The sequence below is a fragment of the Chroococcidiopsis cubana SAG 39.79 genome (genome assembly GCF_003991895.1).
GTDB classification, from domain to species: Bacteria; Cyanobacteriota; Cyanobacteriia; order Cyanobacteriales; family Chroococcidiopsidaceae; genus Chroococcidiopsis; species Chroococcidiopsis thermalis.
Map to the genome: position 1 here is coordinate 199,183 of NZ_RSCK01000003.1, position 25,128 is coordinate 224,310.

Consider the following 25,128-nt stretch of genomic DNA (forward strand, 5'->3'; position numbering starts at 1 on the left):
CTAAATCCCTTCCTTAGCTTTCCTAGTGACAACTCACGAGCCAAGTATGATGACGCAGAGAATGCACTTTGTCGTGAGCTGCTGGATATGTAGTGAAGTAAATCGTCCAAAGCGACAGAGCGCAGAGCGAGATGTAGAGCGTCGCCTGCACGGGGACTGATAGAGTGAAGCGTGCTGCTTGAGACCGAATAGAAGCAATTGAACCAGCCGTCATCGTGTACCTCGCAGATGAGTTGGGGTATGAAAAGTCTCGGCGGGCATCCTGGCTGGGAGTATGAGTGAGATACTCCTTCACAGTTGCGGGACAGCGTTGGACTTGCACCAAACTTTCCCCGTTACCTCTAGTGGCTGCTTCCCACTAGAACCGACTTATAACTCAGACTTTATCGCAGTTTGTGCAGTTGCACTAACCTATTAGCAACAGTTTTACATTTGTTAATTCTTCATGGAAATTATTAAATCTGTAATTTACTTTGTTTTAGCTAGATTGTGCGAAATTGGCGGCGGATATTTGATTTGGTTGTGGTTACGGGAAGGCAGAAGTCTCTGGTTTGCCATAGTTGGGGCATTGCTGCTGGCTGTTTATGGTGTCATTCCCACGCTACAGCCAGCTAGCTTTGGTCGCGTCTATGCCGCATATGGTGGTGTTTTCGTAGTTCTCTCGCTGTTTTGGGGATGGCAGGTGGACGGAACTGCTCCAGATAAGTTCGACTACTTCGGTGCATGGCTGGCGCTTTTGGGCGTACTGGTGATGATGTATGCGCCTAAAGGCTGATATTTTTGGCAAAAAGAGCGGAGAATATGAGAAGAATATGAAAATAATCGTTGGTTAAATGAATGGCTACGTCAAAAAATTGCTTCAGTCTGCCTAAAATTCACTGCAGTATCAAAATTCTTCATAGTAGTAGTTTTTGGCGCAAGCTGTTTGCCTATGCAAGACCAGGGTATCTCGTTTCTGTAGAAGATCCGAACCTCGGCAACTGGGACACGGACATAGCTGGGATAGCTGAATTTGACTGCGCCTTCACGACAAGCGGGCGATATTTCCCTGAAACCTTAAGCAAAACAGGAGGGTTTCAAGCATGAAACCTCATCTGACTCGGCGATCGCTCTTAGAAGCGGGATTTCTTGGTGCCGGAACTTTTTTTAGCAAGCTCTTGCCAACAACTGCCTCTGCCGAAGCACAGAAAGTTGAGTCTCCTGCCTATGCCGCTCATAGGGACACGGCTGTAGAGCATTCAGTTTCCAAACACGGCGGTAGTCTGACTGTGGGTGATGTCGATGATGCCCGCAACGGCTTTAATCCCCGTGAAATGTTAACAGACTGGGATAGGGGTAAAGTTTCAAAACTGCCCGACGGTCGGACGCTGCGGGAATATGAAATTTTTGTCGAAGAACGGTTAATTGAAATTGCTCCCAAGGTTTTCTATCCAGCTTGGACTTATAACGGGCGCGTTCCAGGACCAACTGTGCGGGTAACGGAAGGCGATCGCGTGCGGATTTGCTTCTCCAATCGCGGCACTCACCCCCATACCATCCATTTTCACGGCATCCACTCTGCCCGAATGGATGGAGTTCCTGGTACACTCGAAGCCAAGGCTGGACAAGAAGTTGTCTACGAGTTTGACGCTAAACCCTTTGGTTGTCACCTGTACCACTGTCACTCAGTGCCGTTCAAGCGGCATTTGCATAAAGGACTCTACGGCGCTTTCATTATCGATCCCGATCCAAAACGCCATCCAGAAGCTGAAAAAGTTGCTTCCTCCCGACTTCTAGGTAGCTCGGAAAATGCCAAATGGCAAGAATTTCTGATGGTGATGAACGCCTTCGACACTAACTTTGATGAGGAAAACGAATTCTACGCCATCAATACCATTCCCCACGAATTCATGAAACGACCCATCCGCATCGAACGCGATCGCCCGGTGCGGGTTTACTTAGTGAATGTGATTGAATTCGATCCGCTCAACTCTTTCCATCTACACGCCAACTTTTTCGACTTCTACGACCACGGTACAACCTTAACACCAACCCAACGTACCATCGATACCGTGATGATGGTGCAAGCACAACGAGGGATTTTGGAGTTCTCGTTCCAAGATTTTGAGCCTGGGACTTATATGTTCCACGCCCACCAGTCAGAATTCTTGGAACTGGGTTGGATGAGCGCTTTTGAGGTAGTGGTATGAAAAGAGCATGGTTGTGGGTAATTTTGCCGCTGGTACTACTGGCAGCTTTGATTGGAATCTTTCTGACAATCAATCCCCTCGGTCTCTTGGGAGTTTCAGCCCCTCCGATCGAAAATTTGACTGTGGAACGGACGGTGTTGGACAAGCAAGGCATCTCCCTATTGGTAAGGGCTGGCGGTTCCGAACCGATGCAGATTGCCCAGATTCAGGTAGATGGGGCTTACTGGGAGTTCAGCCAAAACCCGCCAGGAACGCTGTCTAGGCTGGCAACAGCTTGGATTAACTTGCCTTATCCTTGGGTTCAAGACGAAACCCATCACATCAAATTTATTACCAATACGGGACTGAGCTTTGAACACGAAATTGCGGTAGCTGTGCCAACACCACAATTTTCTCTCACCCGTGTTTTGGCATATGCCCTACTAGGTTTGTATATAGGCATCGTGCCTGTGGGACTAGGAATGCTATTTTATCCATCCCTGAAAGCTTTGGGTGGGCAAGGGATTAAGTTCTTATTGGCTTTGACGATCGGGATGCTAGCTTTTCTGTTAGTGGACACAATCGAGTCAGGACTAGAATTAGCCAGTAAAGCAGCTAGCGCCTTTTCAGGTAGCGCCTTAGTTTGGTTGGTTACAGCTGCTTCTTTCCTAGCCATTTTCACTGTAGGCAGACGCGGTGGCAAAGCACCGGAAGGAACTGCCTTGGCTACTTACTTAGCTTTTAGCATTGGTCTGCATAATTTGGGGGAAGGGCTGGCGATTGGTGCTGCCTTTGCCATCGGTGAAGCAGCACTTGGCTCGTTGCTAGTTGTCGGGTTTACCTTACATAACATCACTGAAGGCATTGGGATTGCCGCGCCATTGGTCGAGTTGCGACCCAAATTGACGACTTTTCTGGGATTAACTGCCTTAGCCGGTTTACCCGCAGTTTTAGGAACGTGGATGGGAGCCTTTGCCTTCTCTCCCCTTGGGGCAGCACTGTTTCTGGGAATTGGGGCGGGAGCCATCGTGCAAGTTATGGTGGAAGTTGGCTCGTACTTGGCACGGACAGCACGCAAAACGGGCGGAACGTGGCTTTCTAGAGTTAGCTTCGCCGGATTCAGTTTGGGACTGGCGGTTATGTACGCAACAGCATTATTCGTCAATTTCTAATGATGAAGCGCCGAAGTTTTCTTACCTGGATGGGTTTGGGTTGGCTAGCCAGCACGTTACCCGTGGCGATCTCTGCTTGCACGAGTCAATTTAAGCGCCTTGAATCTAGACTCCGACCTGACGGCTTTCAAGCAATTGGCACTGTGGCTGATTTAGAGCAATTTCCCGGTATAATTCAAGTGCAAGTGGATTCTACTGCGGTCATAGCGATTCGTCACCCTTCGCAACCAGGAGTGTTGGTGGCTCTCAATCCTACTTGTCCACATGCTGGTTGCAAGGTGGAATGGCAGAAGGATAATAGTAAGTTTGTTTGTCCCTGTCATGGATCTGAGTTTGACCCTAGTGGCAAGGCGATCAGAGGTCCGGCTGCTAGGAATTTGATCGGTTACCCAGCCAAAGCTGAAGACCAAAGTATTTTAGTGAAGCTGGGTTAGAAGTAGCTTGCTACATTTGTGAAACTAATTGCATGCCGTTCAGCCACTGGATCGATTGACGTTTTTCTACTCCTGATTGTGGCATAAGTACAGTTCACTTACTAGGTTTCAGTCAAGTCGTTTTCAGTTTACAGTTTTAGTTTGCAGTCATTCTATTGCTATATTTATGAGCGATTGCCGCTTGGTGAGAGAGTCTGTGAATCCTATATAGCTCAAGGCTATAGCTTAGTCAGTTGCTACTATTATCGCTAGCTTAAATGTTTGGCTTCTGTTAAAAACTTTTCTGGATTGGCTGTAAGTTTATCCCGATTTAGAGGCAGTTCGCTTTCCAAAAAGCTAATGTAAATTTATTACTATTGCCAGGTTTATCGTCAATGCCTCCGCCACAAATAACAACATTGATTGGGGGATTAGCTGCAATCGCACAGATAATCCTCGCCCAGCTAATTTACTGGGAATACAGCCAAAAAAATTTATCTATTTCAACGGCGAAACACTTACCAGTTAGCGAGCGGACTATCTCAAAGCTTGAGCTAACCGACTGCTTATTTTCTCCCGCTCGAGTTTGGAGCCTTGGTTTATTAACTCTCGTACTTTACGGACTGCTGGGATTTCATTTTGCTGTTGTTGGCGCTAGACTCTGGGTTTGGGCTTTAGCCGTTTTAATTAACTACTGGAATCTTGCTAATCTAAGGCAAAGAAGATTTTCCACTCGCCACAAAAATTACTTGGTAAAAGCATTACTAGCTGCTCATATCATGCCTTCGGCTGTAGCAATAGCTGGAATAGTTTGGGCAAGCATTCAAAATTTACCAATTTATCTTCCCGTTGCCCTCGGACTAGCAACTGGCATCAACTCAGTTGTGATGATGGCGATGTTTACAGAATTATTTGGCAGGAGCAAAGCGGTTACTCTGGTAACAGGTGTATCTTATTTGGGTTTTGTCTTGGGCTTTATATTACAACAGGTCTCCCTTTAGGGTTAAACTCCCTCCCACCAAGCAACAGCAGCAAAAAGTAAGAACAGTACTCCCCCAACAGCAGTAATTGTCCGTTCTGAAATCCGCCCAGCAATTATTTTGCCGCCGACAACAGCAATTAGGGCGCAGATGGCGTGTCCGAAGATCGCTCCTACTGTTACGCCTAAAGCATTGTTGGATGCAGAAAGTGCAATTGTAGCAATCTGGGTGCGATCGCCCCACTCGGCTAGAAACGTCAGAATGAAACTCTCGAAGATGACTGCCCAATTGCTTTTGTGATGTTTCAGGTTCAGTTCGCTCTGCTCTACGGCTGTCTTTGCCTCATCGACAACTGAACTTTGGGCTGTAGTGGGCATTTTCCACCCATCGACCAGCAACTTGACTCCAAAGCAAACAAACAAAGCAATTTCAGCATAGTGGATGTATGCTTTGGGCAAGAAAGCGATCGCAGTACCTAACATCACCGATAGAACTGTCATGGCGGCAAGTGCTGCTACTACGCCTGTAAGCACCAAACGGCGGGAGTGGCGCATAGACATCACGACAGCGATAAAAAAGGTCTTATCGCCCAATTCAGAGATTGTAATCAGTAACAAGCCAGCAGTAAAAGCAGTTAGCACTTTCTCAAACTCCTCAGAATGTGTTGCGATTTCTCTGAGTGAGCTTGATGAGCGTGCAGACACTTCACCAAGCTCACAATCGAGGTGAACTAGGTGAAGGTCTCGCTTTCAAATTTTTGCATTTTTAATTTAGTTAGTAATCCTAACTAAACTAGGCATCAAAAACTAATTTCCTGAACCAGGCTATATGCGCCAGTATGTTGATTCAGGTAACTGGCAATTCAACTGCCAGCAGCTACTCCCCTTCAAACATCTTTTATATTACAACAAATAAGTTACAAACAATAGAGATTTTACTGAAAATACTAGATATGACTCGCAATGTTTTTCGACTTTTTCTCATATTTTTCTCATCCCGATCTCATTTTTATTTCATCTTTATAATTTCTATTCTCAGCTCTCAAACTACTCAATCTCACTAATATTTCCTACTTATAGGTGAATAACTGGGATTCAACTAATTATAAACTTGCGAGTATTCGCTTTAATTCTTCCTACTCGACTCTGTTTTCAAACCAGCTCCTATGAGAAACTCCTCTGCCCGTTTTTATGCCTTTCTCTCAATTGGAGCCGCTGTGCTAACTATTGCTCTCAAAGCAGGTGCGTACTTTCTCACTGGCTCTGTAGGACTGCTTTCAGATGTAGCTGAATCTGGAGTGAATTTAGTCGCCGCTTTAGTTGCAACCTGGGCGCTGACCTATGCCGCCAAACCCCCTGATGAAGAACACGCCTTCGGACATTCTAAAGCAGAATACTTTTCCAGTGGAGTGGAAGGTGCTTTGATTTTGGTCGCTGCTGTGAGTATTGCTGTAGCTGCATGGGAGCGCCTGCTTCACCCACAACCCCTAGCACAAATTGGGATTGGACTGGGATTATCGCTAGTAGCGACGGCAGTGAATGGCGGACTTGCCCTGGTGCTATTACGTGCGGGCAGACGCTTGCGCTCGATTACTCTGCGAGCTGATGCCCATCACCTGCTTACAGATGACTGGACTTCAGTAGGTGTGGTACTAGGTTTGATCTTTGTGCCGCTAACCGGTTGGTTAGTACTCGATCCAGTAATTGCCTTTTTGGTTGCTGCTAATATCATCTGGACAGGCGTAAAACTACTAAGCGAAACAGGATCGGGGCTATTAGATGCTTCGATGCCTGCGGCGGAGCAGCGCATCGTTACAGATATCTTTGCTAGCTATGAAAAGCAGGGCATCCAATTCCATGCGTTCAGAACGCGAGTCGCGGGAGTACGTCGATTTGTCTCCTTTCACGTCCTCGTCCCTGGAAATTGGTCTGTCCAGCAGGGTCATGCGCTCTGTGAAGAGATAGAACTGGCAATTCTGCGATCGCTGCCCCAAACCCATGTCTTGACTCATCTGGAGCCATTGGAAGACCCAATATCGTGGTCCGACCAGAACTTAGACCGGACAATTAGCCCCCAATAATTCTGCCAAAAGATTGATGCTACTGGCGGATCTGCTGAGATTATGAGAAGAATATGAAAAGAAATATAAGTTCAACGAACTACCATGCCAGAAAACCGCCCCAGCTTGCCTGAAGTTCACCGCAGTATCAAAATTCCTCATGGCAGTGGCTTTTGGCGCAAGATGCTTGCCTATGCGGGACCAGGATATCTCGTCTCTGTTGGCTACATGGACCCCGGTAACTGGGCTACGGATATTGCTGGCGGGTCCAAGTTTGGCTACACGCTATTGAGCGTAATTCTGCTGTCAAACCTGATGGCTATCTTACTGCAATCCTTATGCGTGCGTTTGGGTATTGCTACCGGACGAGACTTAGCGCAGGCTTGTCGGGATTATTTCCATCCAAAAGTTAACTTTTGTTTGTGGGTGTTGTGCGAAATCGCGATCGCCGCTTGCGATTTAGCCGAACTGCTGGGGAGCGCGATCGCCTTACAACTCTTATTTGGACTACCCTTAGTTTGGGGAGTCTGCATCACGGCGCTGGACGTGCTGATGCTGTTATTCCTGCAAGGGAAAGGCTTCCGCTATGTAGAAGCTTTGGTAATTATGCTAGTAGCGACAGTAGGAATTTGCTTTGGCTTAGAAATTCTCTTTTCTCGCCCCGATGTGGGAGGAATATTACTAGGCTACGCACCCAAGCCGGAAATTTTACAGAATCCAGAGATGCTCTACATCGCTATGGGGATTCTGGGAGCAACAGTAATGCCGCATAACTTATATTTGCACTCCTCGATCGTGCAAACTCGCGACTGGCAGCCAACGGTCGAGAAGCGATGGGAAGCGATTAAGTTCGGCACAGTTGATTCAACCGTAGCTTTGTCACTGGCATTATTTATCAATTCAGCGATTTTGATTGTTTCTGCGGCAACGTTTCATTTTTCTGGCTATCGAGATGTGGCAGAAATTCAAGATGCTTATAAATTACTATCTCCTTTGCTAGGAGTCAGTGCCGCCAGTGCAATTTTTGGTCTTGCCTTACTTGCTTCTGGGCAAAGTTCCACGCTAACTGCAACTTTAGCCGGACAGATCGTGATGGAAGGCTTTTTGCAATTGCGTCTACCACCTTGGTTACGTCGTTTAGCTACCAGGCTGATTGCGATCGTTCCAGCCTTAATTGCAATTATCTTTTTTGGCGAACGCAGCACGGGGAACTTACTCGTTTTCAGTCAAGTGATTTTGAGTTTACAGCTATCGTTTGCGGTGATTCCACTAGTCATGTTCACCAGCGATCGCCGCCGCATGGGAGAATTTGTGAATCCTTTATGGCTCAAAGCTCTAGCTTGGTCAGTCGCTACGGTTATTGTCAGCTTGAACGTTTGGCTGCTGCTGCAAACCTTTCTCGGCTGGCTAAAGCTGTAGGACAAAAACTTTGTATCTTCTACCTTCCTTTCAGGATTTACGGTTGCACGGGAGGTTTGGCAGTTGATGGCTGTTGGATCGTTTGCAGAAAAGTCAACGCTTGTTGGTGGGCAGGTTCATTTCCTTGAGCCGAAAAAATTCGCGCTGCTTGCTGTAAATCGACGATCGCTCCCGATCTATCTCCCAAATGATAGCGGACAGTACCGCGATTACCGTAAGCCTCAGCCATGTCAGGTTGGAGTTGAATGGCTCGATCGTAATCGGCGAGCGCGGCTTTGGCATTTCCTAGTCCTGAATGTGCCAGTCCTCGATTGTAGTAAGCATCGGCAAAATTGTCATCGTATCGTAAAGCCGCGTTAAAATCTGTTATTGCTTCTGAAAAATTGCCCCTTTGGGCTAATACAGTTCCCCGCTTATTGTAAGCATCGGCGTGATGGGGATCGATTCGCAGTGCCGAGTTAAAATCTGCTATTGCTGCCTTGTAGTTTCCGAGTTCGGCACGGACAAAACCTCGGTTGCAGTATGCTTCAATAAAACTGGGATTCAGCCGCACGACTCCATCAAAGTCTTCAATTGCGCCTTGGAAGTCTCCTCGTTCGGTCTTTTCCACACCCCGATTAAACAAGTCCTGAGCATTTGTCAAAGGCGCAGATGAGGATGAAGGCAGACTGGGTTTTACAGTAGATGCCGCACGAACGGCGGGAGTCAGTCCGCCCAAGGCAGTAGCTATTCCCAGGATGGCGATCGCTCTACTTATGTTGTTCATGAATTGGCTCCACAGCTAGAGAACAACCTCAGATTCGTAAAAGAGCATTTCCTGCTAAATTAGGTTAGTTCCAATTAAAACCACGCCGAGCAAGGAAAATACGATGTAGATTGAATTAAAATCGGACTTGAAACTATTATCGATTGGGTGCGAGTACTTATATCTAGAATAGCAAGAGACAGCAACTGAGTTAGCACCTTTAACTCTTGCTGTTTTGAGTTTGACTGGAATTTCCTCTATTTAATGCAGCCTGCCAGCTGTCAACATGGCGTGGAACGAGAATGCGGACATCGGGATCGGGCAACCCAATCCCTGCTTGTTTCAAAGCACCAACGATCGCAATTCTGACTGCTGAGGTCGTAGCCACAAAATCAGAACGTCGCGAGTCAGTCCAAAAACGCACTTCAACTACAACATCATCCTGTCCTAGCTCTCGTATCCGCACGGAAACTCTTGGCGATTCCAGCACTCCCGCAGCACGCTGGGCTGCATCTGCGACAACATTCACAACTTTTTGTAAGTCGCTATCATAGCCGATAAATAATTCCACGCTGCGGCGGCGGACGGGAACAGCTGTATTGTTGATAATCCGAGAAGTAAATACTTCTGCATTGGGAACGAGAACCACACGCCCGTCATAGGTACGTAACTGAGTTGCCCGCAATTCGATCCGCTCGACATTTCCCTCAGTTTCACCCACGACGATCTGGTCGCCTAGCTCAAACGGGCGTAGAATCAGAATCAAAATTCCGCTGACAAAATTAGACAGGATATCTTTGAGAGCAAAACCCAAGGCAAGTCCAGTTAACCCTAACCCAGTGGCAACGGTGCGCGGGTCAAAACCAAAGGCATCCAGCGCCACAATTACACCTAAAGTCCAAACAGCATAGTATGCAACCTGCTTAATCAGGTTCTCTACAGTTAAATCTTCCACAATATGACGGAAGATAATTCGCATCAACCAGCGTACAGTGGTAGCGATCGCCCAAAATAATCCAATTACCAACAAAGATGCGATCGCACGCGGCACGATCGCGATCGCGGATTCTAGCAGTCGTCCGAAGGCAGTAGCGACCGATGCTTGGACTTCAGCCACAAATCGCCCCCACGGGGAAAGTCGCCGCCCACTCGCTTGCTTCAAGGCAGCATTAATTGCTTGTGACCATTGAGTCGCTAGAGCGTCAACATTCGTTAAGTTATCCTGAGCATCCGCTGGCATGACCGTGACTACAGGTACTGAGGCGATCGTGATGACGCGCTCAGCCCGATTTGTTCTGGTTGTCTCGATTCGAGGTGCGGCGATTGCCTCTGGATTCTCTAATAACCTATTCATCCGTCGCTCGATTTGCCGCGCCCGCGCCTGAGCGTCGTTATTCTCTACCGCACTGACGCGAAATACCGAGCGACCATCTAGGCGTACAGTCACTCGCTCGTCTTGCGCTCCTACCGAACTAGGAATAATTGTTGTCGTCAGGATAGCAAACAGCAGTAACCAACTTGCGGCAGTTCGTGTCAGCTTGTGTTGACGGTTCGCGATCGCTCTCCTGTTTTTGGGCATGACAAGTCAATTCTTCTTTTCAAAAAATAAAGCGTGGCTCCACAATTGTCGTCACGCTTGAGTCAGAAATAGTCATGCTAATTTGCTAACTTTTATCCTCTTGCTGCGACTCAGAATACTCAAACTCACAGTCTCAATGTTGCTAGCAGATTGAAAAGTAGAGAGTTAATTAGACTCAAAGCAATGGAGCCGAGTAAGGCACTCCAAATTCCCCAACGTAGCCGAAATCCCGTAACGAGAGCAGCGGCTAGACCAAAAATAATTGCATTCAAGACAAACAGGAATAGACCCAAGGTTAAAAGAATCAAGGGAAAGGTAAAAAATCCTAAAATCGGTCGCAACAAAGCGTTCAAAACTCCAAAGACTGCGGCGGAAACAGCTGCTTTACCAAAACTGTCAATTTCTACACCCAATGGTAGCCGAGCAATAATTAAAAAGCTAATGGTTGTGACTAACCAGGTAATCAGGATTCCAAGCATAATAATTATCGGGATTGGCGATCGAGTACGACATTCAGAATTCTGAATGTAATACTTATTCTAGTTTCTACTTGTTAATTCTTAACCTAAAATTAGCCAAAGTTATAGCTAACAAAAACGCTAGGCTCACGCCGAAATCGTCAAAGAAACAAACCACCAGCATTTGCTGTAATTTGCCCGATCGCAGGTACGTCTACTACGATCTTTTAAATCCCACGCCAGCAATACTCGTCCAACGCGATAGCCCAAAGGTGAAGGGATAGCAACGAATATCGGACAATCCTGCTTCAGCCATGAGATGAGTTAGCTGCTTGGGACTAATACAACCATTTCCCCAATGCCATTGAATGCACCACCCTAGTAAACCTGGACGAGTGACGGTGAGGACGAGCGGTGCTTTTGGACGCAGCACCCTGACCATTTCTTGGAGTCCTCTAGTGGGGTTTGGTGAGTGTTCCAGCATATGGGCGCTCAGAACTAAGTCAAAGGTGTTGTCATCAAACGGCAGGTTATTGACATCGCTTTGGTATACTTGGCAATCTACGCCTGAGCGCACTAATAGCTGGTTTGCCTTTGCCAACATCTCTGGGGAGATGTCTACGCCTGTAACATGTAATTTAGGACTCACGGTTTTAGCTAGAGCCAGACTGAAATCAGCAGTACCGATACCACAATCGCATACAGTCGAGCCATCATGTAAATCTGCTATTACACCTGAGTATTGCAGAGATTGAAATAATTTCGCGTAGGCACGGCTATAACCCAGCCATTGGAGGTGACGATGCCAGCAAGGAGCCGCAGTATTATACATCCGAGTCAGTTGCTCGGTGGTAGGATAAACTCGCCCAATCGAGATTTGCCAGTACCCAACCGTCCATTCCATTGCTCGAATTCCTAACTGCTACTTTAGCTTCAATGTCGCTCTGTAGCAGGAATAGATCGCTAGTCAAATGGATAGTTGGAGGACGATCGCCAGGATAGTTTTGCCGATCGCAACGTCAAAGAAAAGGGGCTAGTATAGTGCCCCTACTCAGATTTATGATTCGGATTTATTGTTCTAGTATTTGCAGCAAATCGTTGGGAATCGATATGCGCTCGGAGTCGCTAATGTTAACTCTGCCATCTCGAAGATATCGCTTGCGTCCAAACAACAAAGTGAGTGGAATAGCTAACACAGTCGGGATTAATTGTCCGGCTATTTCCTTTAGATCTCTTTGTCTCCAGGCTAATTTGAGCATTTCCCAGTGAGCGATCGCGTGAGGCAAGGGATAAGCTTGACCGAGAACGTGCGATCGTTGCAATGCCACCCATGCATCTGCAAAATTTCCAGTTTGAATGGCAGCTCGCGCCTTACGTATTTCTGTTTCAAAGTGCTGGCGCACAATTGCTTTCATAATTTTTCGTCCTCTCTACCTTTCTAATTCCCATGTTGCCTTCTCATTACCGTTACCCTACTAGCCAAAAGGATAGTTAAAAGGATAATTTTATTTCAGGTAGGGTTGATCTCGCGTTCGACTGCTAAGGGAATGTTATGCAAACAAGATTTATACTTGTCGTCAGCTCTTTGCTATTACTTCCAGTTGCGGGCGCTGGTATTTTTGCCCGTTTGAGTGTGGCAAGCCAAACACCTAGATCGCCGTATGTGAATGAATTATCTAGCCCGATTCGCGGGTTAAGTACGCAAGAAGTTGACGATCTGTTGAATGGGCGTGGTGCAGGGTTTGCACGGATGGCGGAGCTGAATGACTATCCTGGACCAAGGCACGTCCTCGATCTCAAAGGGCAACTCAATCTCTCTGCCGAGCAAACTCAACAAGTACAAGCCGCGTTTGAAAAGATGAATGTAGAAGCTAAGCGATTGGGACGAGAGATTGTAGATCGGGAGCAGCGTTTGAGTATAGCTTTTGCTGACAAAACCATTGCACCAGCAAAGTTACAAACCCAAACCGAAGCACTGGCAATGCTGTACGGTAAATTACGCCAAACGCATTTGCAAGCTCATTTAGAGATTACTCCTCTACTCTCACCCAAGCAGATTGCTACCTATAAGGGAGTTGCGGGTAAATGAGTTACCAGTTAAACTGAGCGGATAACTTATTGCTCAACTATGTAAGGTTTTTGGTAAGTCCACATTGGTGCTCTTTCTCACAATGTTAACCGAAAAAGTTAAATCAACCCTAAAAGATGCTGCGAAAAAGCTAACAGGGATAAAGAAAAGAGCCTTTATGGCTCAAGTAACTCAAGATTATTTTGATGGGTCAGCACGTAAAGCAGAAACTTATCTAGGGTGGTCACGTCAGGCAGTAGGTTTAGGACTAAAAGAGCTGCAAACAAAAATTGTTTGTCTAGATAATTATGCAGCTAGAGGCAGAAAAAAAACAGAAGATAACCTCCCCAATTTAGAAGAAGATATTCGGAGTTTGGTGGATAGTCAATCTCAAGCCGACCCCAGTTTTCAATCCACATTCTGTTATGCTCGCATCAGTGCAAGAGCTGTCAGAGAGGCATTAATTGAGCAGAAGGGTTATCAGGATTATGAGTTGCCCACTCGTCAGACAATTGGCGACATTTTGAATCGAAATGGTTATCGGTTAAAAAAACGCAAAAAACAAAACCTTTAAAAAAGATTCCAGAAACTGATGAGATTTTTGAGAACGTAGACCAAGCAAATCGTGCCTCAGACCTCAATCCCAAGTCTTTGAGAATATCTATTGATACTAAAGCCAAAGTAAAAATTGGCAATTTATCCAGAGGCGGTAAAGCTCGAACACTTGAGCCAGTAAAAGCGGATGACCACGATTTCCAATGGAACGTTGTGTTGGTTCCTTTCGGGATTCTAGATGTGTTGCAAAGTCGCTTATCGATTTATTTGGGTCAATCGGCAGAGACAACAGATTTTATCATGGACTGTTTAATCGCTTGGTGGCAAGAAAATCAATCGCTTTACCCGCAAGTCGAAGAATTATCTATCGATCTAGATAATGGTTCAGCTACCAGAAGCGACCGCACTCAATTTATTAAACGAATGGTGGAATTTTCTCAACAAACTCAATTAAGAATTCGGCTGATTTATTACCCCCCATACCATAGTAAATATAATCCTATAGAACGCTGCTGGGCAGTGTTAGAAAACTTTTGGAATGGAGCTATTTTAGACTCGGTTGAAGCGGCTGTTGCATGGACTTCTAATATGACATGGAAGGGTCTTTCTCCACTAGTGCGCTTCATCGAGAGAACTTATGAAAAAGGTGTATCTGCTTCGGCTCAAGAGTTAGAATCACTTCACCCCTTCTGGCAACGTTCTGAAACTTTGCCTAAATGGGACGTGACTATTTGCCCAACCTGACTGGTAGCTTATTTTTACGCACATCCCCTGGGGTGACTCAAGTTGTAATTTTTGGCGGAGATGTGCGCCAGTATCAAGTCCTAGTCGATCCCGACAAGCTCAAAGGCTTCAATGTCTCTTTACAAGAGGTAGCTGAAGCGACTGAAAAAGCTAACGTCAACGCACCAGGCGGATTTTTAATCAGCCCAGACCAGGAAATGTTAGTGCGAGGAGTTGGGAGGATTGCGTCGATTGACGAGCTGAAGCAATCGGCAATTACAGCCCGAAATGGTACGCCCGTTTTACTCGGTCAGGTAGCTGATGTCACAATTGGTGCAGAACTCAAACGCGGCGATGCAACTTCTAATGGTAAAAAGGCAATTGTTTTAGTTGTCAACAAACAACCCCAAGCCGACACCCCGACAGTTACCCGTGCAGTAGAAGCGGCAATGGAGGAAATTAAAGCCAGCTTGCCTAAAGATGTGAAAGTAGATGTGACTTTCCGTCAGGAAAATTTCATCGAAGCTTCGCTCAAGAATGTAGAGGATGCATTGCGCGATGGTATTATCATCGTTTCTATCGTGCTAATTCTGTTTTTGATGAATTGGCGTACGGTGATTATCAGTCTGAGTGCCCTGCCCTTGTCTTTACTACTGGGGATGATGATTTTGAATTGGACCGGACAGGGTATTAATACAATGACGTTGGGAGGATTAGCTGTTGCTATTGGTTCGGTGGTAGATGATGCAATTGTGGATATGGAAAACGTCTACCGTCGTTTGCGGGAGAATCAGCTAGCAGGAACGCCCGTCAATCCTTTGCAGGTGGTATTTGATGGCTCGATTGAAGTGCGCGTTAGCGTACTGTTTTCTACAGTTATTATTGCTGTTGTCTTTGCCCCGATTTTTGCCCTTTCCGGTGTGGAAGGGCGCATTTTTACACCAATGGGGCTATCTTATCTACTTTCGATCGCGGCTTCAACTCTAGTGGCACTGACGCTGACTCCAGCTTTGTGCGCGCTGTTGTTAGTCAATCGGCGTTTGCCAGATGAGGAAACCTGGGTAGCGCGATTTTCCCATCGAGTTTACCGTCCGGCTTTGAGATTTTCAATTCGATTTCCCCAGATTGTCTTGATTGCTGCTGTTGCTAGTTTTGTAGCGGCAATGGTAATATTACCTGCGTTAGGACGGGTATTTTTACCGGAATTCCAAGAAAGTTCGCTCGTCGTTGCCACTTCCTTGTATCCAGGGGAATCCCTAGAAGCGACCAATACAGCCGATCTAGCAATTCAAGATGCCCTTAAGAGTGACAAACGATTTGAAGCACTGCAATTGCGGTCGGGACGCGCCCCTGGCGATAGCGATGTGGGTGGTGTTAACTTTGGGGAATTAGATGTAGAACTGAGCGAAGAGGGACTTAAAGACCGGGAGGGGAGTATTGAGACTCTGCGGCGAGAGTTTGCCAAAATACCAGGAGTAGCGGCTAATATTGGCGGTTTTATTTCCCACCGGATGGATGAAGTACTGTCTGGAGTCAGGAGCGCGATCGCCGTCAAAATTTTCGGTCCTGACTCAGAGCAACTCCGTACTATCGGTCAACAAGTAGAGTCAACTATGCGTAACGTTACCGGAGTTGTAGACCTGCAATTAGAACCCCAAGTGCCGATTAAGCAGGTACAAATTCAGTTCGATCGCCCTGCTGCCGCTCGTTACGGTTTGAGCGTAGGCGATTTAGCTCAAACTATTGAAACTGCCTTAAATGGGCGAGTCATTTCTCAAGTCTTGGAAAACCAACAAGTATTCGATCTCGTCGTGTGGTTGCAAGAAAGTTCTAGGAACAATCTAGAAACTATTAGGAATTTGTTAGTAGATACTCCCAACGGACAAAAAATTCCTCTCGCCCAAGTTGCCAAAGTTGTATATGGCACGGGTCCGAATACAATCAACCGCGAGAACGTTTCTAGGCTTATCGTTGTTTCTGCCAACGTGCAAGGGCGAGACTTGGGTTCTGTTATTAACGATATTCGGGAGCGAGTGAGACAGCAGGTGCAATTGCCTTCTGGATACTACATTCAATATGGCGGTCAATTCCAGGCACAAGAGCAGGCTACCCAAACCTTAATTTGGGCTGGAATCTTGGCATTCATTGCCATTACGATACTGATTTACTTTGCTGTCAAGTCAATTCCTGCTACGGCGATGATTATGATTAACTTACCCTTAGCATTAGTGGGAGGTGTAATTTCTGTTGCCTTGGGTGGCGGTATTATCTCCGTGGCTTCAATGGTAGGGTTTATTACTCTATTTGGTGTAGCCACTCGTAACGGACTGCTGCTCGTTGACAACTACAATAACAAGCTGGCAATTGGTATGTCCTTACGGGAAGTTCTGTTTGAGGGATCGATGGAGCGACTTGTCGCAATTCTAATGACCGCTCTATCATCTGCTTTGGGAATGGTACCGCTGGTAATTGGCACTGGTGCTGGTAAGGAAATCTTACAGCCATTGGCAGTAGTGGTGCTGGGTGGATTATTCACTTCAACAGCTTTGACACTGTTGGTTATTCCAGCTTTGTATTCTCTATTTGGCAAGTTTTTGGCTCCTAAAAAGACTATGCCAGTACAAAATATTGAGGCTGCTCAAGGTTCGGCTGTATAAACTAACATATCCAGCTAATTTTTTCGCTCTTTAACTATTTCAACTCAGGAGTCAATCAATGAGATTACTAAAATTTGGTGCGATCGCTCTAGGTAGTTTAGGACTGCTCTTTTTCGGGGCTTTTAGCCAAAGCGATCGCGCCACGAGTTACGCCAATAACTCAAATATTAAAGTAGCAAAAACAGTAGTAACGAAAACTGAATTAGTCGAGAAAGCGAGTGCATCTAAAAATCAAAAAGGCGGTCAGGTTGTAGAGGCTGGTGCTTACCATCTAGAGCTAGTACCTGAAAAAGGAGAGAAAGGAACTCATCTGGATTTGTATTTACAAAGAGGAGACAATCACGAAGCAATTCCTAATGCTAAAGTCACGGCTCAAGTTCAGTCGCCTGACGGAACGCAAAAAAACTTAAATTTTAAATACGATCCTAGCGGAAAGCACTACACGACCCTGCTACCTGGAAAAGCAACTGGTCAGTATCAGATGAAAGTTACTGCCGACGTTAAGGGTGAAAAGGTAAACGGACGTTTTAGTTTTAAGCAATAATCCGAGCAGACTGCATTACCGCTCGCAGTTATATTTCACTAGTACAGTCAAGGACACAAAAGCCGTGTCTTTGACTGACAGGTTAATGCTTAGCTCAGCTGCACTCGGCTCAGTAGTAGGGCATCAATCGCCACATTGACAGTAGACAAGCTCATAACTTTTTAACTATCTTTCTAATGACTGAAACTAGGCTAATGACTGAAACTAGGCAGTGAATAGAGAAAATTTATCGCAAAATATTAGCTTTGTACCGATATTTCATCCTGATTTCATCCCAACCTGCAAATATTGAATATATGAAAGTATTATCGCGACCAGTCGTAGGGGACGCTGTGCTTTCTACTACTTAACATCTGTAACAAACTGTGAAGATTCTAGTTGTTGAAGATGACGAAGTTGTTGCTAACGTGCTATCTCTACTTCTCTCTAGTCATAACTATGTTGTAGAAGTTGCCGCAGATGGACAAATAGCTTGGGAATTAATTGAAGTTTATGACTACGATCTTATTCTACTTGATGTTTTATTACCTAAACTAGATGGCATTAGTCTTTGCCAGCGGCTGCGATCGCACGGCTATCAGATGCCAATTCTGCTGCTTACAGGTCAGGATAACAGCCAAGATAAAGCGATTGGGTTAGATGCTGGAGCAGACGATTACATTGTAAAACCGTTTGAACAGCAGGAGTTGCTCGCTCGTATCCGCGCTTTGCTACGTCGAGCAAGTGTTAATCCCGCTCCAGTTCTAGAGTGGGGAAGCTTACAACTAAATCCGGCAACGGGTGAAGCGACGTATGCAGAAAATTTGCTCTCACTCACCCCTAAAGAGTATGCGCTGCTGGAACTATTTTTACGCAATAGTCGGCGAGTGTTTAGCTATGGTGGAATCCAAGACCATTTATGGGCATATGAGGATGTTCCTAGTGCAACTTCAGGAAACTTTTTTTGCAAGTGGGTCTAATAGAGGGCAGCCAAAATAATCACGCACTCTGGCCTTTAACTCTTGTGCTGTTACTAACCAGAGACAACTTTTGTAGAAAACAATACCTAAAAGTGCGATCGCATAAGTAGTTCGAGTTGGGTATTGATTTTGGCATAGCTGAAAGAAGGGATGAAAACACATCTACACGACTGGCATTGCCACTAGACTGTCCGATCTCAATACTTTACAGAATTGACGGAGTTAGAAATGCCGAACCAATGTGTAATTGCTGTGTATGACAGCGTGTCAAAAGCAAAAGAAGCCTTACACTTATTGGAGCAAAATGGCTTCCCAATCGATTGCCTAACTCTGATCACCCAGAATCGAGAAATCGAAAAGGAATTGCATCATCCTACGGATAATGCTGGAAACGCAGCTAAGCTCGGCGCTGTTGCTGGTGGTTCCTTGAGTTGGGTAATTGGGGTGCTTGCTGGTGCGGCTGTTGTTTGGATTCCTGGTGTGGGGCCAGGGCTGGCAGTCGGACACCTAGCTAGTACTGCATTACGAGGTGGTATTGAGGTTGTTGTAGCTAGTGCAACTGGAGGAGTGCTGGTGACGTTAGTAGATTGGGGTATTTCTCAGCAACACCTCCGTAAGCACGAAAAAAAGCTTAGGGATGGTAATTACTTACTGATGGTTGATGGCAGCACCAAGGAGGCAGTTCGTGCCAAGAATATCTTGAAGAACGCTGAGCGGGGGAACTGAACCTCTACAAGAAAATATTCGCATATGTCTTACCTATAAGAATTTCGAGAATTGGTGAAGTCTTTCACGCTGATTTCATCCGAGTCTGAGATCGTTATTAATAGGTTTCATTTTTCACTATGAATTTCAACAGGATTTTGAATTTGAACTAGACGTATGACAACGAGGTATCTTATAGCAATGATGGAAACATGCATTCAAGCTTGTCATGAATGTATGCGCGAATGTGGAAACTGTGCCAATACTTGCTCGAGCAGCTATTTGGCGCAGATGATGGCTGAATGCATAAGTCTGTGTAGTGAATGTGCCGATTTATGCTCCCTTTGTGCGCGTTTCATGTTACGAAGATCCAGTCTTTATGCTGAAGCTTGTCTTGCCTGTGCTAAAGCCTGCGAACTCTGCGCGACTGAGTGTGAAAACAGCGCCGATGCCAAACATTGTAAATCTTGTGTCGAAGCTTGCCGTCGTTGCGCTCACATCTGTCGCGAAGTGGTGCAGGTAGCCTAAGAGTTAAAAATTGTTCTTGTTTGAAACATTTGGATGGGAATGAGTAAGTCTGCCCTCATGCAAGCTAGCGATCGACTCGGTATCTGACTTGCTCGAAAGTAGGTAGATTAACCCTACTTTGTCACTCTGTCAGTAGTATAATAAGGTAAAAAGGCTAAAACAAAGACACAGAGTATGGTAGAGCCTCGTCTAGCTGCGCCGACCATCAAATTTGTGGACGAATATTGTCAGTGGTATAAAAATCTGTTTTCAGATATTAGAAGCTTCGAGGCTTTTAAGTACCTTCATCTAGGGTGTATTTCTGATTTAAAACGTAAAACATTACCAGCAATAGCCAGAATCGTAGGATTAGATAACCAGCAAGGGCTACATCATTTCTTAACTTCGTCACCTTGGTCAGTGTCAAAGCTAAGACAGTTGCGGTTAGAACTAATTTTACAGGTGCTAAAAGGCAAACCGCTCGTATTAATTATTGATGAAACAGGAGATAAGAAAAAAGGAAATAAGACAGATTATGTGAAACGGCAGTATATCGGGAACTTAGGGAAGACAGAGAATGGAATTGTTGTAGTGACAGCATATGGTGTGTTCTGCGGCATGACCTTTCCATTACTATTTGAAATTTATAAGCCCCACGAAAGATTAAAGCCAGGAGATCAATACCGTACCAAACCAGAAATAGCAGCGATGCTGATAAAACAGCTTCAATCAATGGGTTTTAAGTTCAACTTAGTACTGGCAGATAGCTTATATGGCGAGAGTGGAAAAAATTTCATATCTGTATTAGATGAATTAGGTCTAAACTATATAGTGGCAATTCGTTCAAATCATTATGTAGAGATACTCCCAAGGCAACGAGTTCAATATTTAAAGTGGCATAAATTTCAAAGAGTATTCTCTGACCTCAGTAGAGAAAATCGGTTTATTAGAGAAATAATTTCGGGGAAACGTGGAGAAAAGAGGTATTGGCAGATTACAACAGATGCTCTCGCTTTACCTGAGAACTCAACTTGGTATGTCATGAGTAAATACCCAGAGATTACGCCAAGGGAGGTTGGAAATTTTTACGGTTTAAGGACTTGGGTCGAGTATGGTTTGAAACAAAGTAAAAATGAACTAGGCTGGGCAGATTTCTATCTGACTCGTTATCCAGATATTGAGCGCTGGTGGGAAATAATTTGTAGTACTTATCTGATGGTTAGCCTCCATTCAGAACAAATGTTACAGGCTCCACCACAACGAGAGTCAAAATTTGCTTCACATCCCTGGTGGGATAATGGGAATAGCTGGAAGAATATTTTGAACAATCTTCGCTTAACTGCTCAACCTTTTATTTTATTTAATCTGATATATCCTTGGTTAACAGTTTTTCCTATTCCCCAATTATCTTTAGGATTTTCTAAACTTCAATCTATTGTTTATAGTCTTACAAGTTCAATTTCTATTTTCCTCGCTCACCCTGATTTCTACTTTTCTTCTGCCTAGAGTGACAAACTAGGGTTAATTTCATGCTACTAATGTTTAGTTTATTTGCAGTCGCTGTAGTAGCTTCATCTGGCTACTTTGTTTGAGACAACATAATTGAGTTGATAATCTATTTAAAAATGTCATCAGATGAAATTTCTCGTTAGAACATAAGTGTGAGCAAAGTTTAGCTTGGAGACTAACAATGCCCGTTGAAAAAGATGGAAAATCTAATTCCCCTAATCCTCACCACTTCGGAAGCAGTCTATTGACGCTCCTGTTTTTCCTTTTTCTCTTCCACTTTTTCATTGCCCCTGGAATGCGTTCTCCAACAACTGAGGTTCTGTACAGCCGATTTCGCAAGGATGTGAAAGATGGTAAGGTTGCTCAAGCACTATTGGCTGAAAACCAGATTCAATATACTCTCAAGGCAGACTTACCCAAACAGCAAAAACCCCAACCAAACAATTCATCCACGCCTCCATCGAATCTACAATTTCCCCAAACCGATGGCTCAACCTCGGCTCCCGCCAAAATCTACACGACTACGCCCATTCCAAACGATCCGAGCCTACCTCAGCTCTTGGCAGATAATAATGTAGAATTCGGTGCGCAGCCACCCGATCGCAATGCCTGGATCGGTACGCTTTTAGGGTGGGTGATTCCTCCCTTGATCTTTTTTGGTATCTGGGGTTTGCTGCTCAACCGTGCCCAGGCGGGTGCAGGTGCAGCCCTAACTGTAGGAAAAAGCAAAGCCCGCATTTATTCGGAAGGACATACTGGAGTTACGTTGGCTGACGTAGCGGGAATTGATGAAGCGAAAGCGGAACTTGGGGAAATTGTGGAGTTTTTGAAAAACTCTGCTAAATATACTCGTGTTGGAGCCAAAATCCCCAAGGGAGTGCTTTTGATCGGCGCGCCAGGGACGGGCAAAACTCTCCTAGCAAAAGCTGTAGCTGGGGAAGCGGGAGTTCCTTTCTTCAGCATCTCTGGCTCCGAGTTCATCGAGTTATTTGTCGGTGTTGGCGCGGCGCGGGTGCGAGATTTATTCGAGCAGGCGAAGAAACAAGCTCCCTGTATTGTTTTTATCGACGAACTAGATGCTCTAGGTAAATCTAGAGCCGGAGCACAGGATCGATGATGGGAGGTAATGACGAGCGGGAGCAAACCCTGAATCAACTATTGACTGAGATGGATGGCTTTGAAGCCAATACAGGAGTTATTATTTTAGCGGCGACTAACCGCCCTGAAGTTTTAGATCCAGCCTTACGCCGTCCTGGTCGCTTCGATCGCCAAGTAGTTGTCGATCGCCCAGACAAGCTGGGACGGGAAGCTATTCTCAAAGTACACGTAAATCAAGTTAAGTTAGCAGCTGATGTAGACCTGGCCGCGATCGCCGCCCGCACGCCAGGATTTGCTGGTGCCGATTTAGCCAATTTAGTGAATGAAGCCGCCCTGCTAGCTGCTCGCCAAGATCGAGAAGCCGTAACGATGGCTGATTTTAACGAGGCGATCGAGCGAGTGATTGCTGGCTTGGAGAAAAAATCTCGCGTTCTCAACGAGACGGAAAAGAGAACTGTTGCCTACCATGAAGCAGGACATGCTATTGTCGCAGCCTTGATGCCTGGAGCTGGCAGAGTTGAAAAAATCTCTATTGTCCCTAGAGGTATAGGCGCATTGGGCTACACGCTGCAATTGCCTGAAGAAGACCGCTTCTTAATGGCAGAAAATGAAATTCGCGGTCGCCTTGCTACACTTTTGGCAGGACGCTCCTCAGAGGAAATTGTCTTCAGTACAGTGTCAACGGGAGCTAGCGACGATATCCAAAAAGCAACCGATCTTGCCGAACGCATGGTGACTCTTTATGGTATGAGTCATAAGCTGGGACCTGTGGCACTAGAAAAAGTGCAGCAACAATTTTTGGATGGTTTCTCCAATCCTCGTCGTCCGGTTAGCCCTGCAATTGCGGAAGAGATCGATCGAGAAGTTAAGGAGATTGTAGATGGAGCGCATCAGATTGCCTTACTCATTCTAGAAAGCAATCGTTCTTTATTAGAGGAAATGACTCAGCACTTAATAGGTGCAGAAGTTCTAGAAGGAGAGCAACTACGCCGTTATTTAGAACAGGTTCAAGTTCCTAATGATTTGGTAGATTGGCTACGCACAGGTCAGTTAATATCTAAAAAAGTTAACTGAAATTTTTAGTATATTTTTGCTGCTAAATATAAAAGTAATTTAAACTAATAAATACTGCCATACATAAGTTCTGGTTGAAGATTTCTTGCAAAAATAAAAATATTACTAATACTAAATCTAGAATAAATCTGTAAGATTTAACTAATTTTTCTAATAATCAAAAATTTTCTTCGACTTAGAATGAATTTCATCTTGATTTCATCTTGCCTTTCGTATAATAAAGTTTAATCACTTACACCTCATGCTTAGCTTAGTCTCAGGCTTTTAGTTTACAAGCTTAAAAGCCTGAGTTTTTATAACGATAAGAATGAAATCGAAATCGTCATCTAGAAAAACTAACTTCATTCCCCGCTCTATCTTTCGGACTATAGGAAAGGTTAGACAAGCATTCGATCCACAAGCAGAGTCAAAGCTAGTTGAAGAGTTTCGCGCTTCTCAGCAACGTACGCTTATATCTATTCGTTTTCTGTTAATTCTAATTGTAGTTCCCGTGCTAGTAAGCCAACTTTCTAGAAACTTTGTAATTAGCCCATTAGTTAAAGCTTTATGGAACAAAGAGGAATTAGTAACTTTCTTAAACTCTTCTCAGGAAGAAAGAGCTTTAGCCGAGCTAAAAAGATTTGAACAAGCAATTTACTTTGAGTTTCATCTAAATAAAACTCCAAAACTATCTAACGAAATTTTACAAAAGAAACTAAAGGAAAAAGCTATTAGTTTGACTGCAAAGTATAGAAATGAAAGTTTTGATGCATTAACGAATGTTTTTGTAGATCTGCTTTCAGCACTCATATTTATTATGATAATCATAATCGGTAAACAAAGACTAAATATTATTAAGTCTTTGCTTGATGACGTAATTTATGGATTAAGCGACTCTGCTAAAGCCTTTTTAATTATTCTCTCTACCGATCTATTTGTAGGCTTCCACTCTCCATACGGATGGCAAATAATTTTGGAAGGTGCTTTGAAGCGTTTTGGTCTTCCAGAAAATAAAGATTTTATTTTTTTATTCATTGCTACTGTCCCGGTTATTGCAGACACCATTTTTAAGTATTGGATTTTTCGCTACCTCAATCGCTCTTCTCCTTCAGCAGTAGCAACCTACCACAACATGAATGAATAGTTAATTCAAATAAATATGTTATCAAAATAAATTGATTTTTCATTATCAATGTTTACTATCATGAAGACTACTCAGACAAGCACTGACCTCGTATACGTTTACCTACGTGAGATTGGTCGCGTACCACTCCTATCTCACGAGCAAGAAATTTTTTATGGTAAAAAGGTACAGCGATCGCTCGCTGTACTATTGGTGAAAGATTCGCTAACCAAGCAGTTAGGTCGAGAACCGTCGCTTAATGAATGGGCAAAAGCTTCGGGAACGTCAGACAATACCCAGCTAACACAAGCGATCTCAGATGGTGAGAATGCTAAGCGCAAGATGGTAGAAGCTAATTTGCGACTGGTAGTTTCCATCGCCAAAAAGTACACCAAGCGTAATTTAGAGCTTCTGGACTTGATTCAGGAAGGAACTATCGGCTTGCATCGGGGTGTAGAAAAGTTCGATCCCACCAAAGGGTATCGGCTCTCAACTTATGTCTACTGGTGGATTCGTCAAGCTATAACTAGAGCGATCGCGCAGAACAGCCGCATCATCCGGCTGCCGATCCACATCACTGAGAAGCTCAATAAAATTAAAAAGACACAACGCCAGCTATCCCAACGCCTGAAAC

The 25,128-nt window shown here is 44.9% G+C and carries 23 protein-coding genes, 3 pseudogenes and 1 riboswitch; of the genes and pseudogenes, 19 read left to right on the forward strand and 7 right to left on the reverse strand.

The window, feature by feature from the left end; all coding sequences use genetic code 11:
• Positions 1-22: 22 nt before the first annotated feature.
• Complete coding sequence (locus DSM107010_RS03515; RefSeq protein ID WP_106165982.1) at positions 23-214, reverse strand: hypothetical protein; 192 nt, start codon at positions 212-214, stop codon at positions 23-25.
• 21 nt (positions 215-235) lie between these two features.
• A riboswitch (cobalamin riboswitch) is annotated at positions 236-384 on the reverse strand.
• Between the two features lie 61 nt (positions 385-445).
• Between DSM107010_RS03515 and DSM107010_RS03520 the strand changes: the two genes are divergently transcribed.
• The 6 genes from DSM107010_RS03520 to DSM107010_RS03545 all read left to right on the forward strand — a co-directional run bounded on the left by DSM107010_RS03520 (position 446) and on the right by DSM107010_RS03545 (position 4,754).
• Positions 446-775, forward strand: a complete 330-nt coding sequence (locus tag DSM107010_RS03520; protein ID WP_106165983.1) for a YnfA family protein — start codon at positions 446-448, stop codon at positions 773-775.
• 62 nt (positions 776-837) lie between these two features.
• On the forward strand, positions 838-1,086 hold the full coding sequence (locus DSM107010_RS03525; RefSeq protein WP_106165984.1) for a hypothetical protein: 249 nt from the start codon (positions 838-840) through the stop codon (positions 1,084-1,086).
• Complete coding sequence (locus DSM107010_RS03530) at positions 1,083-2,189, forward strand: multicopper oxidase domain-containing protein (RefSeq protein WP_106165985.1); 1,107 nt, start codon at positions 1,083-1,085, stop codon at positions 2,187-2,189. Before DSM107010_RS03525 ends, DSM107010_RS03530 begins: the two co-directional genes overlap by 4 nt.
• Positions 2,186-3,340 (forward strand): ZIP family metal transporter, encoded by a 1,155-nt coding sequence (locus tag DSM107010_RS03535; protein ID WP_106165986.1) that lies wholly within the window; start codon positions 2,186-2,188, stop codon positions 3,338-3,340. The genes DSM107010_RS03530 and DSM107010_RS03535 overlap by 4 nt, the downstream gene beginning before the upstream one ends.
• Positions 3,340-3,774 (forward strand): QcrA and Rieske domain-containing protein, encoded by a 435-nt coding sequence (locus DSM107010_RS03540; RefSeq protein WP_106165987.1) that lies wholly within the window; start codon positions 3,340-3,342, stop codon positions 3,772-3,774. The genes DSM107010_RS03535 and DSM107010_RS03540 overlap by 1 nt, the downstream gene beginning before the upstream one ends.
• A 374-nt stretch (positions 3,775-4,148) precedes the next feature.
• Complete coding sequence (locus DSM107010_RS03545; RefSeq protein ID WP_106165988.1) at positions 4,149-4,754, forward strand: hypothetical protein; 606 nt, start codon at positions 4,149-4,151, stop codon at positions 4,752-4,754.
• Positions 4,755-4,756: 2 nt separating this feature from the next.
• On the opposite strand, the gene DSM107010_RS03550 is transcribed toward DSM107010_RS03545, so the two are convergent.
• Positions 4,757-5,374 carry a TMEM165/GDT1 family protein gene (locus DSM107010_RS03550; RefSeq protein WP_106165989.1) on the reverse strand — a complete coding sequence of 206 codons (618 nt, stop codon included), beginning with the start codon at positions 5,372-5,374 and terminating at the stop codon, positions 4,757-4,759.
• Positions 5,375-5,898: 524 nt separating this feature from the next.
• On the opposite strand from DSM107010_RS03550, the gene DSM107010_RS03555 reads away from it, so the two are divergent.
• Positions 5,899-6,813: a cation diffusion facilitator family transporter gene (locus DSM107010_RS03555; protein WP_106165990.1), complete on the forward strand. Its 915-nt coding sequence runs from the start codon at positions 5,899-5,901 to the stop codon at positions 6,811-6,813.
• Between the two features lie 84 nt (positions 6,814-6,897).
• Entirely contained in the window at positions 6,898-8,211 is a 1,314-nt protein-coding gene (locus DSM107010_RS03560; protein ID WP_106165991.1) for an Nramp family divalent metal transporter, read from the forward strand.
• A gap of 37 nt (positions 8,212-8,248) precedes the next feature.
• On the opposite strand, the gene DSM107010_RS03565 is transcribed toward DSM107010_RS03560, so the two are convergent.
• From DSM107010_RS03565 to DSM107010_RS03585, 5 genes are all read right to left on the reverse strand, one after another.
• Positions 8,249-8,977: a tetratricopeptide repeat protein gene (locus DSM107010_RS03565; protein ID WP_106165992.1), complete on the reverse strand. Its 729-nt coding sequence runs from the start codon at positions 8,975-8,977 to the stop codon at positions 8,249-8,251.
• Positions 8,978-9,176: 199 nt separating this feature from the next.
• A complete protein-coding gene (locus tag DSM107010_RS03570) occupies positions 9,177-10,535 on the reverse strand; it encodes a mechanosensitive ion channel family protein (protein ID WP_106165993.1) in 1,359 nt (452 codons plus the stop codon).
• A 125-nt stretch (positions 10,536-10,660) separates the two neighbouring features.
• Entirely contained in the window at positions 10,661-11,014 is a 354-nt protein-coding gene (locus tag DSM107010_RS03575) for a phage holin family protein (RefSeq protein ID WP_106165994.1), read from the reverse strand.
• Positions 11,015-11,210: 196 nt separating this feature from the next.
• Positions 11,211-11,897, reverse strand: a complete 687-nt coding sequence (locus DSM107010_RS03580) for a class I SAM-dependent methyltransferase (protein ID WP_106165995.1) — start codon at positions 11,895-11,897, stop codon at positions 11,211-11,213.
• A 166-nt stretch (positions 11,898-12,063) separates the two neighbouring features.
• Positions 12,064-12,408 carry a DUF3703 domain-containing protein gene (locus DSM107010_RS03585; RefSeq protein ID WP_106165996.1) on the reverse strand — a complete coding sequence of 115 codons (345 nt, stop codon included), beginning with the start codon at positions 12,406-12,408 and terminating at the stop codon, positions 12,064-12,066.
• Between the two features lie 137 nt (positions 12,409-12,545).
• Between DSM107010_RS03585 and DSM107010_RS03590 the strand changes: the two genes are divergently transcribed.
• The 11 genes and pseudogenes from DSM107010_RS03590 to DSM107010_RS03640 all read left to right on the forward strand — a co-directional run.
• Positions 12,546-13,082, forward strand: a complete 537-nt coding sequence (locus tag DSM107010_RS03590) for a hypothetical protein (protein WP_106165997.1) — start codon at positions 12,546-12,548, stop codon at positions 13,080-13,082.
• Positions 13,083-13,239: 157 nt separating this feature from the next.
• A pseudogene (locus DSM107010_RS41070) lies at positions 13,240-14,360 on the forward strand (ISAzo13 family transposase).
• The gene (locus DSM107010_RS03600) at positions 14,333-16,996 is read left to right on the forward strand and encodes an efflux RND transporter permease subunit (RefSeq protein ID WP_199755382.1); all 2,664 of its coding nucleotides are present in this window, start codon (positions 14,333-14,335) and stop codon (positions 16,994-16,996) included. The pseudogene DSM107010_RS41070 and the gene DSM107010_RS03600 overlap by 28 nt, the downstream one beginning before the upstream one ends.
• Positions 16,997-17,054: 58 nt before the next feature.
• Positions 17,055-17,540: a hypothetical protein gene (locus tag DSM107010_RS03605; protein ID WP_106168541.1), complete on the forward strand. Its 486-nt coding sequence runs from the start codon at positions 17,055-17,057 to the stop codon at positions 17,538-17,540.
• A gap of 365 nt (positions 17,541-17,905) precedes the next feature.
• Positions 17,906-18,460: pseudogene (locus DSM107010_RS03610) on the forward strand (response regulator transcription factor); the annotation flags it as partial.
• A gap of 267 nt (positions 18,461-18,727) precedes the next feature.
• Complete coding sequence (locus DSM107010_RS03615) at positions 18,728-19,225, forward strand: 2-oxobutyrate oxidase (RefSeq protein ID WP_106168543.1); 498 nt, start codon at positions 18,728-18,730, stop codon at positions 19,223-19,225.
• A 183-nt stretch (positions 19,226-19,408) separates the two neighbouring features.
• Positions 19,409-19,732 carry a four-helix bundle copper-binding protein gene (locus DSM107010_RS43510; protein ID WP_479684197.1) on the forward strand — a complete coding sequence of 108 codons (324 nt, stop codon included), beginning with the start codon at positions 19,409-19,411 and terminating at the stop codon, positions 19,730-19,732.
• 174 nt (positions 19,733-19,906) lie between these two features.
• Positions 19,907-21,217 (forward strand): IS701 family transposase, encoded by a 1,311-nt coding sequence (locus tag DSM107010_RS03625; protein ID WP_106168545.1) that lies wholly within the window; start codon positions 19,907-19,909, stop codon positions 21,215-21,217.
• Positions 21,218-21,401: 184 nt separating this feature from the next.
• Positions 21,402-23,392: pseudogene (ftsH, locus tag DSM107010_RS42835) on the forward strand (ATP-dependent zinc metalloprotease FtsH).
• Between the two features lie 307 nt (positions 23,393-23,699).
• Positions 23,700-24,515 carry a CemA family protein gene (locus DSM107010_RS03635; RefSeq protein ID WP_106167907.1) on the forward strand — a complete coding sequence of 272 codons (816 nt, stop codon included), beginning with the start codon at positions 23,700-23,702 and terminating at the stop codon, positions 24,513-24,515.
• A 60-nt stretch (positions 24,516-24,575) separates the two neighbouring features.
• Positions 24,576-25,128 (forward strand): sigma-70 family RNA polymerase sigma factor (locus tag DSM107010_RS03640; protein ID WP_127022390.1); only part of this gene is annotated, 553 nt, incomplete at its 3' end.

Excerpts from the sequence above, each read along its gene's own strand:
- DSM107010_RS03515 (WP_106165982.1), bottom strand. The coding sequence starts at position 214 with ATGACGGCTGGTTCAATTGCTTCTATTCGGTCTCAAGCAGCACGCTTC.
- DSM107010_RS03520 (WP_106165983.1), top strand. The coding sequence starts at position 446 with ATGGAAATTATTAAATCTGTAATTTACTTTGTTTTAGCTAGATTGTGC.
- DSM107010_RS03525 (WP_106165984.1), top strand. The coding sequence starts at position 838 with ATGGCTACGTCAAAAAATTGCTTCAGTCTGCCTAAAATTCACTGCAGT.
- DSM107010_RS03530 (WP_106165985.1), top strand. The coding sequence starts at position 1,083 with ATGAAACCTCATCTGACTCGGCGATCGCTCTTAGAAGCGGGATTTCTT.
- DSM107010_RS03535 (WP_106165986.1), top strand. The coding sequence starts at position 2,186 with ATGAAAAGAGCATGGTTGTGGGTAATTTTGCCGCTGGTACTACTGGCA.
- DSM107010_RS03540 (WP_106165987.1), top strand. The coding sequence starts at position 3,340 with ATGATGAAGCGCCGAAGTTTTCTTACCTGGATGGGTTTGGGTTGGCTA.
- DSM107010_RS03545 (WP_106165988.1), top strand. The coding sequence starts at position 4,149 with ATGCCTCCGCCACAAATAACAACATTGATTGGGGGATTAGCTGCAATC.
- DSM107010_RS03555 (WP_106165990.1), top strand. The coding sequence starts at position 5,899 with ATGAGAAACTCCTCTGCCCGTTTTTATGCCTTTCTCTCAATTGGAGCC.
- DSM107010_RS03560 (WP_106165991.1), top strand. The coding sequence starts at position 6,898 with ATGCCAGAAAACCGCCCCAGCTTGCCTGAAGTTCACCGCAGTATCAAA.
- DSM107010_RS03565 (WP_106165992.1), bottom strand. The coding sequence starts at position 8,977 with ATGAACAACATAAGTAGAGCGATCGCCATCCTGGGAATAGCTACTGCC.
- DSM107010_RS03570 (WP_106165993.1), bottom strand. The coding sequence starts at position 10,535 with ATGCCCAAAAACAGGAGAGCGATCGCGAACCGTCAACACAAGCTGACA.
- DSM107010_RS03575 (WP_106165994.1), bottom strand. The coding sequence starts at position 11,014 with ATGCTTGGAATCCTGATTACCTGGTTAGTCACAACCATTAGCTTTTTA.
- DSM107010_RS03580 (WP_106165995.1), bottom strand. The coding sequence starts at position 11,897 with ATGGAATGGACGGTTGGGTACTGGCAAATCTCGATTGGGCGAGTTTAT.
- DSM107010_RS03585 (WP_106165996.1), bottom strand. The coding sequence starts at position 12,408 with ATGAAAGCAATTGTGCGCCAGCACTTTGAAACAGAAATACGTAAGGCG.
- DSM107010_RS03590 (WP_106165997.1), top strand. The coding sequence starts at position 12,546 with ATGCAAACAAGATTTATACTTGTCGTCAGCTCTTTGCTATTACTTCCA.
- DSM107010_RS03600 (WP_199755382.1), top strand. The coding sequence starts at position 14,333 with ATGGGACGTGACTATTTGCCCAACCTGACTGGTAGCTTATTTTTACGC.
- DSM107010_RS03605 (WP_106168541.1), top strand. The coding sequence starts at position 17,055 with ATGAGATTACTAAAATTTGGTGCGATCGCTCTAGGTAGTTTAGGACTG.
- DSM107010_RS03615 (WP_106168543.1), top strand. The coding sequence starts at position 18,728 with ATGCCGAACCAATGTGTAATTGCTGTGTATGACAGCGTGTCAAAAGCA.
- DSM107010_RS43510 (WP_479684197.1), top strand. The coding sequence starts at position 19,409 with ATGGAAACATGCATTCAAGCTTGTCATGAATGTATGCGCGAATGTGGA.
- DSM107010_RS03625 (WP_106168545.1), top strand. The coding sequence starts at position 19,907 with ATGGTAGAGCCTCGTCTAGCTGCGCCGACCATCAAATTTGTGGACGAA.
- DSM107010_RS03635 (WP_106167907.1), top strand. The coding sequence starts at position 23,700 with ATGAAATCGAAATCGTCATCTAGAAAAACTAACTTCATTCCCCGCTCT.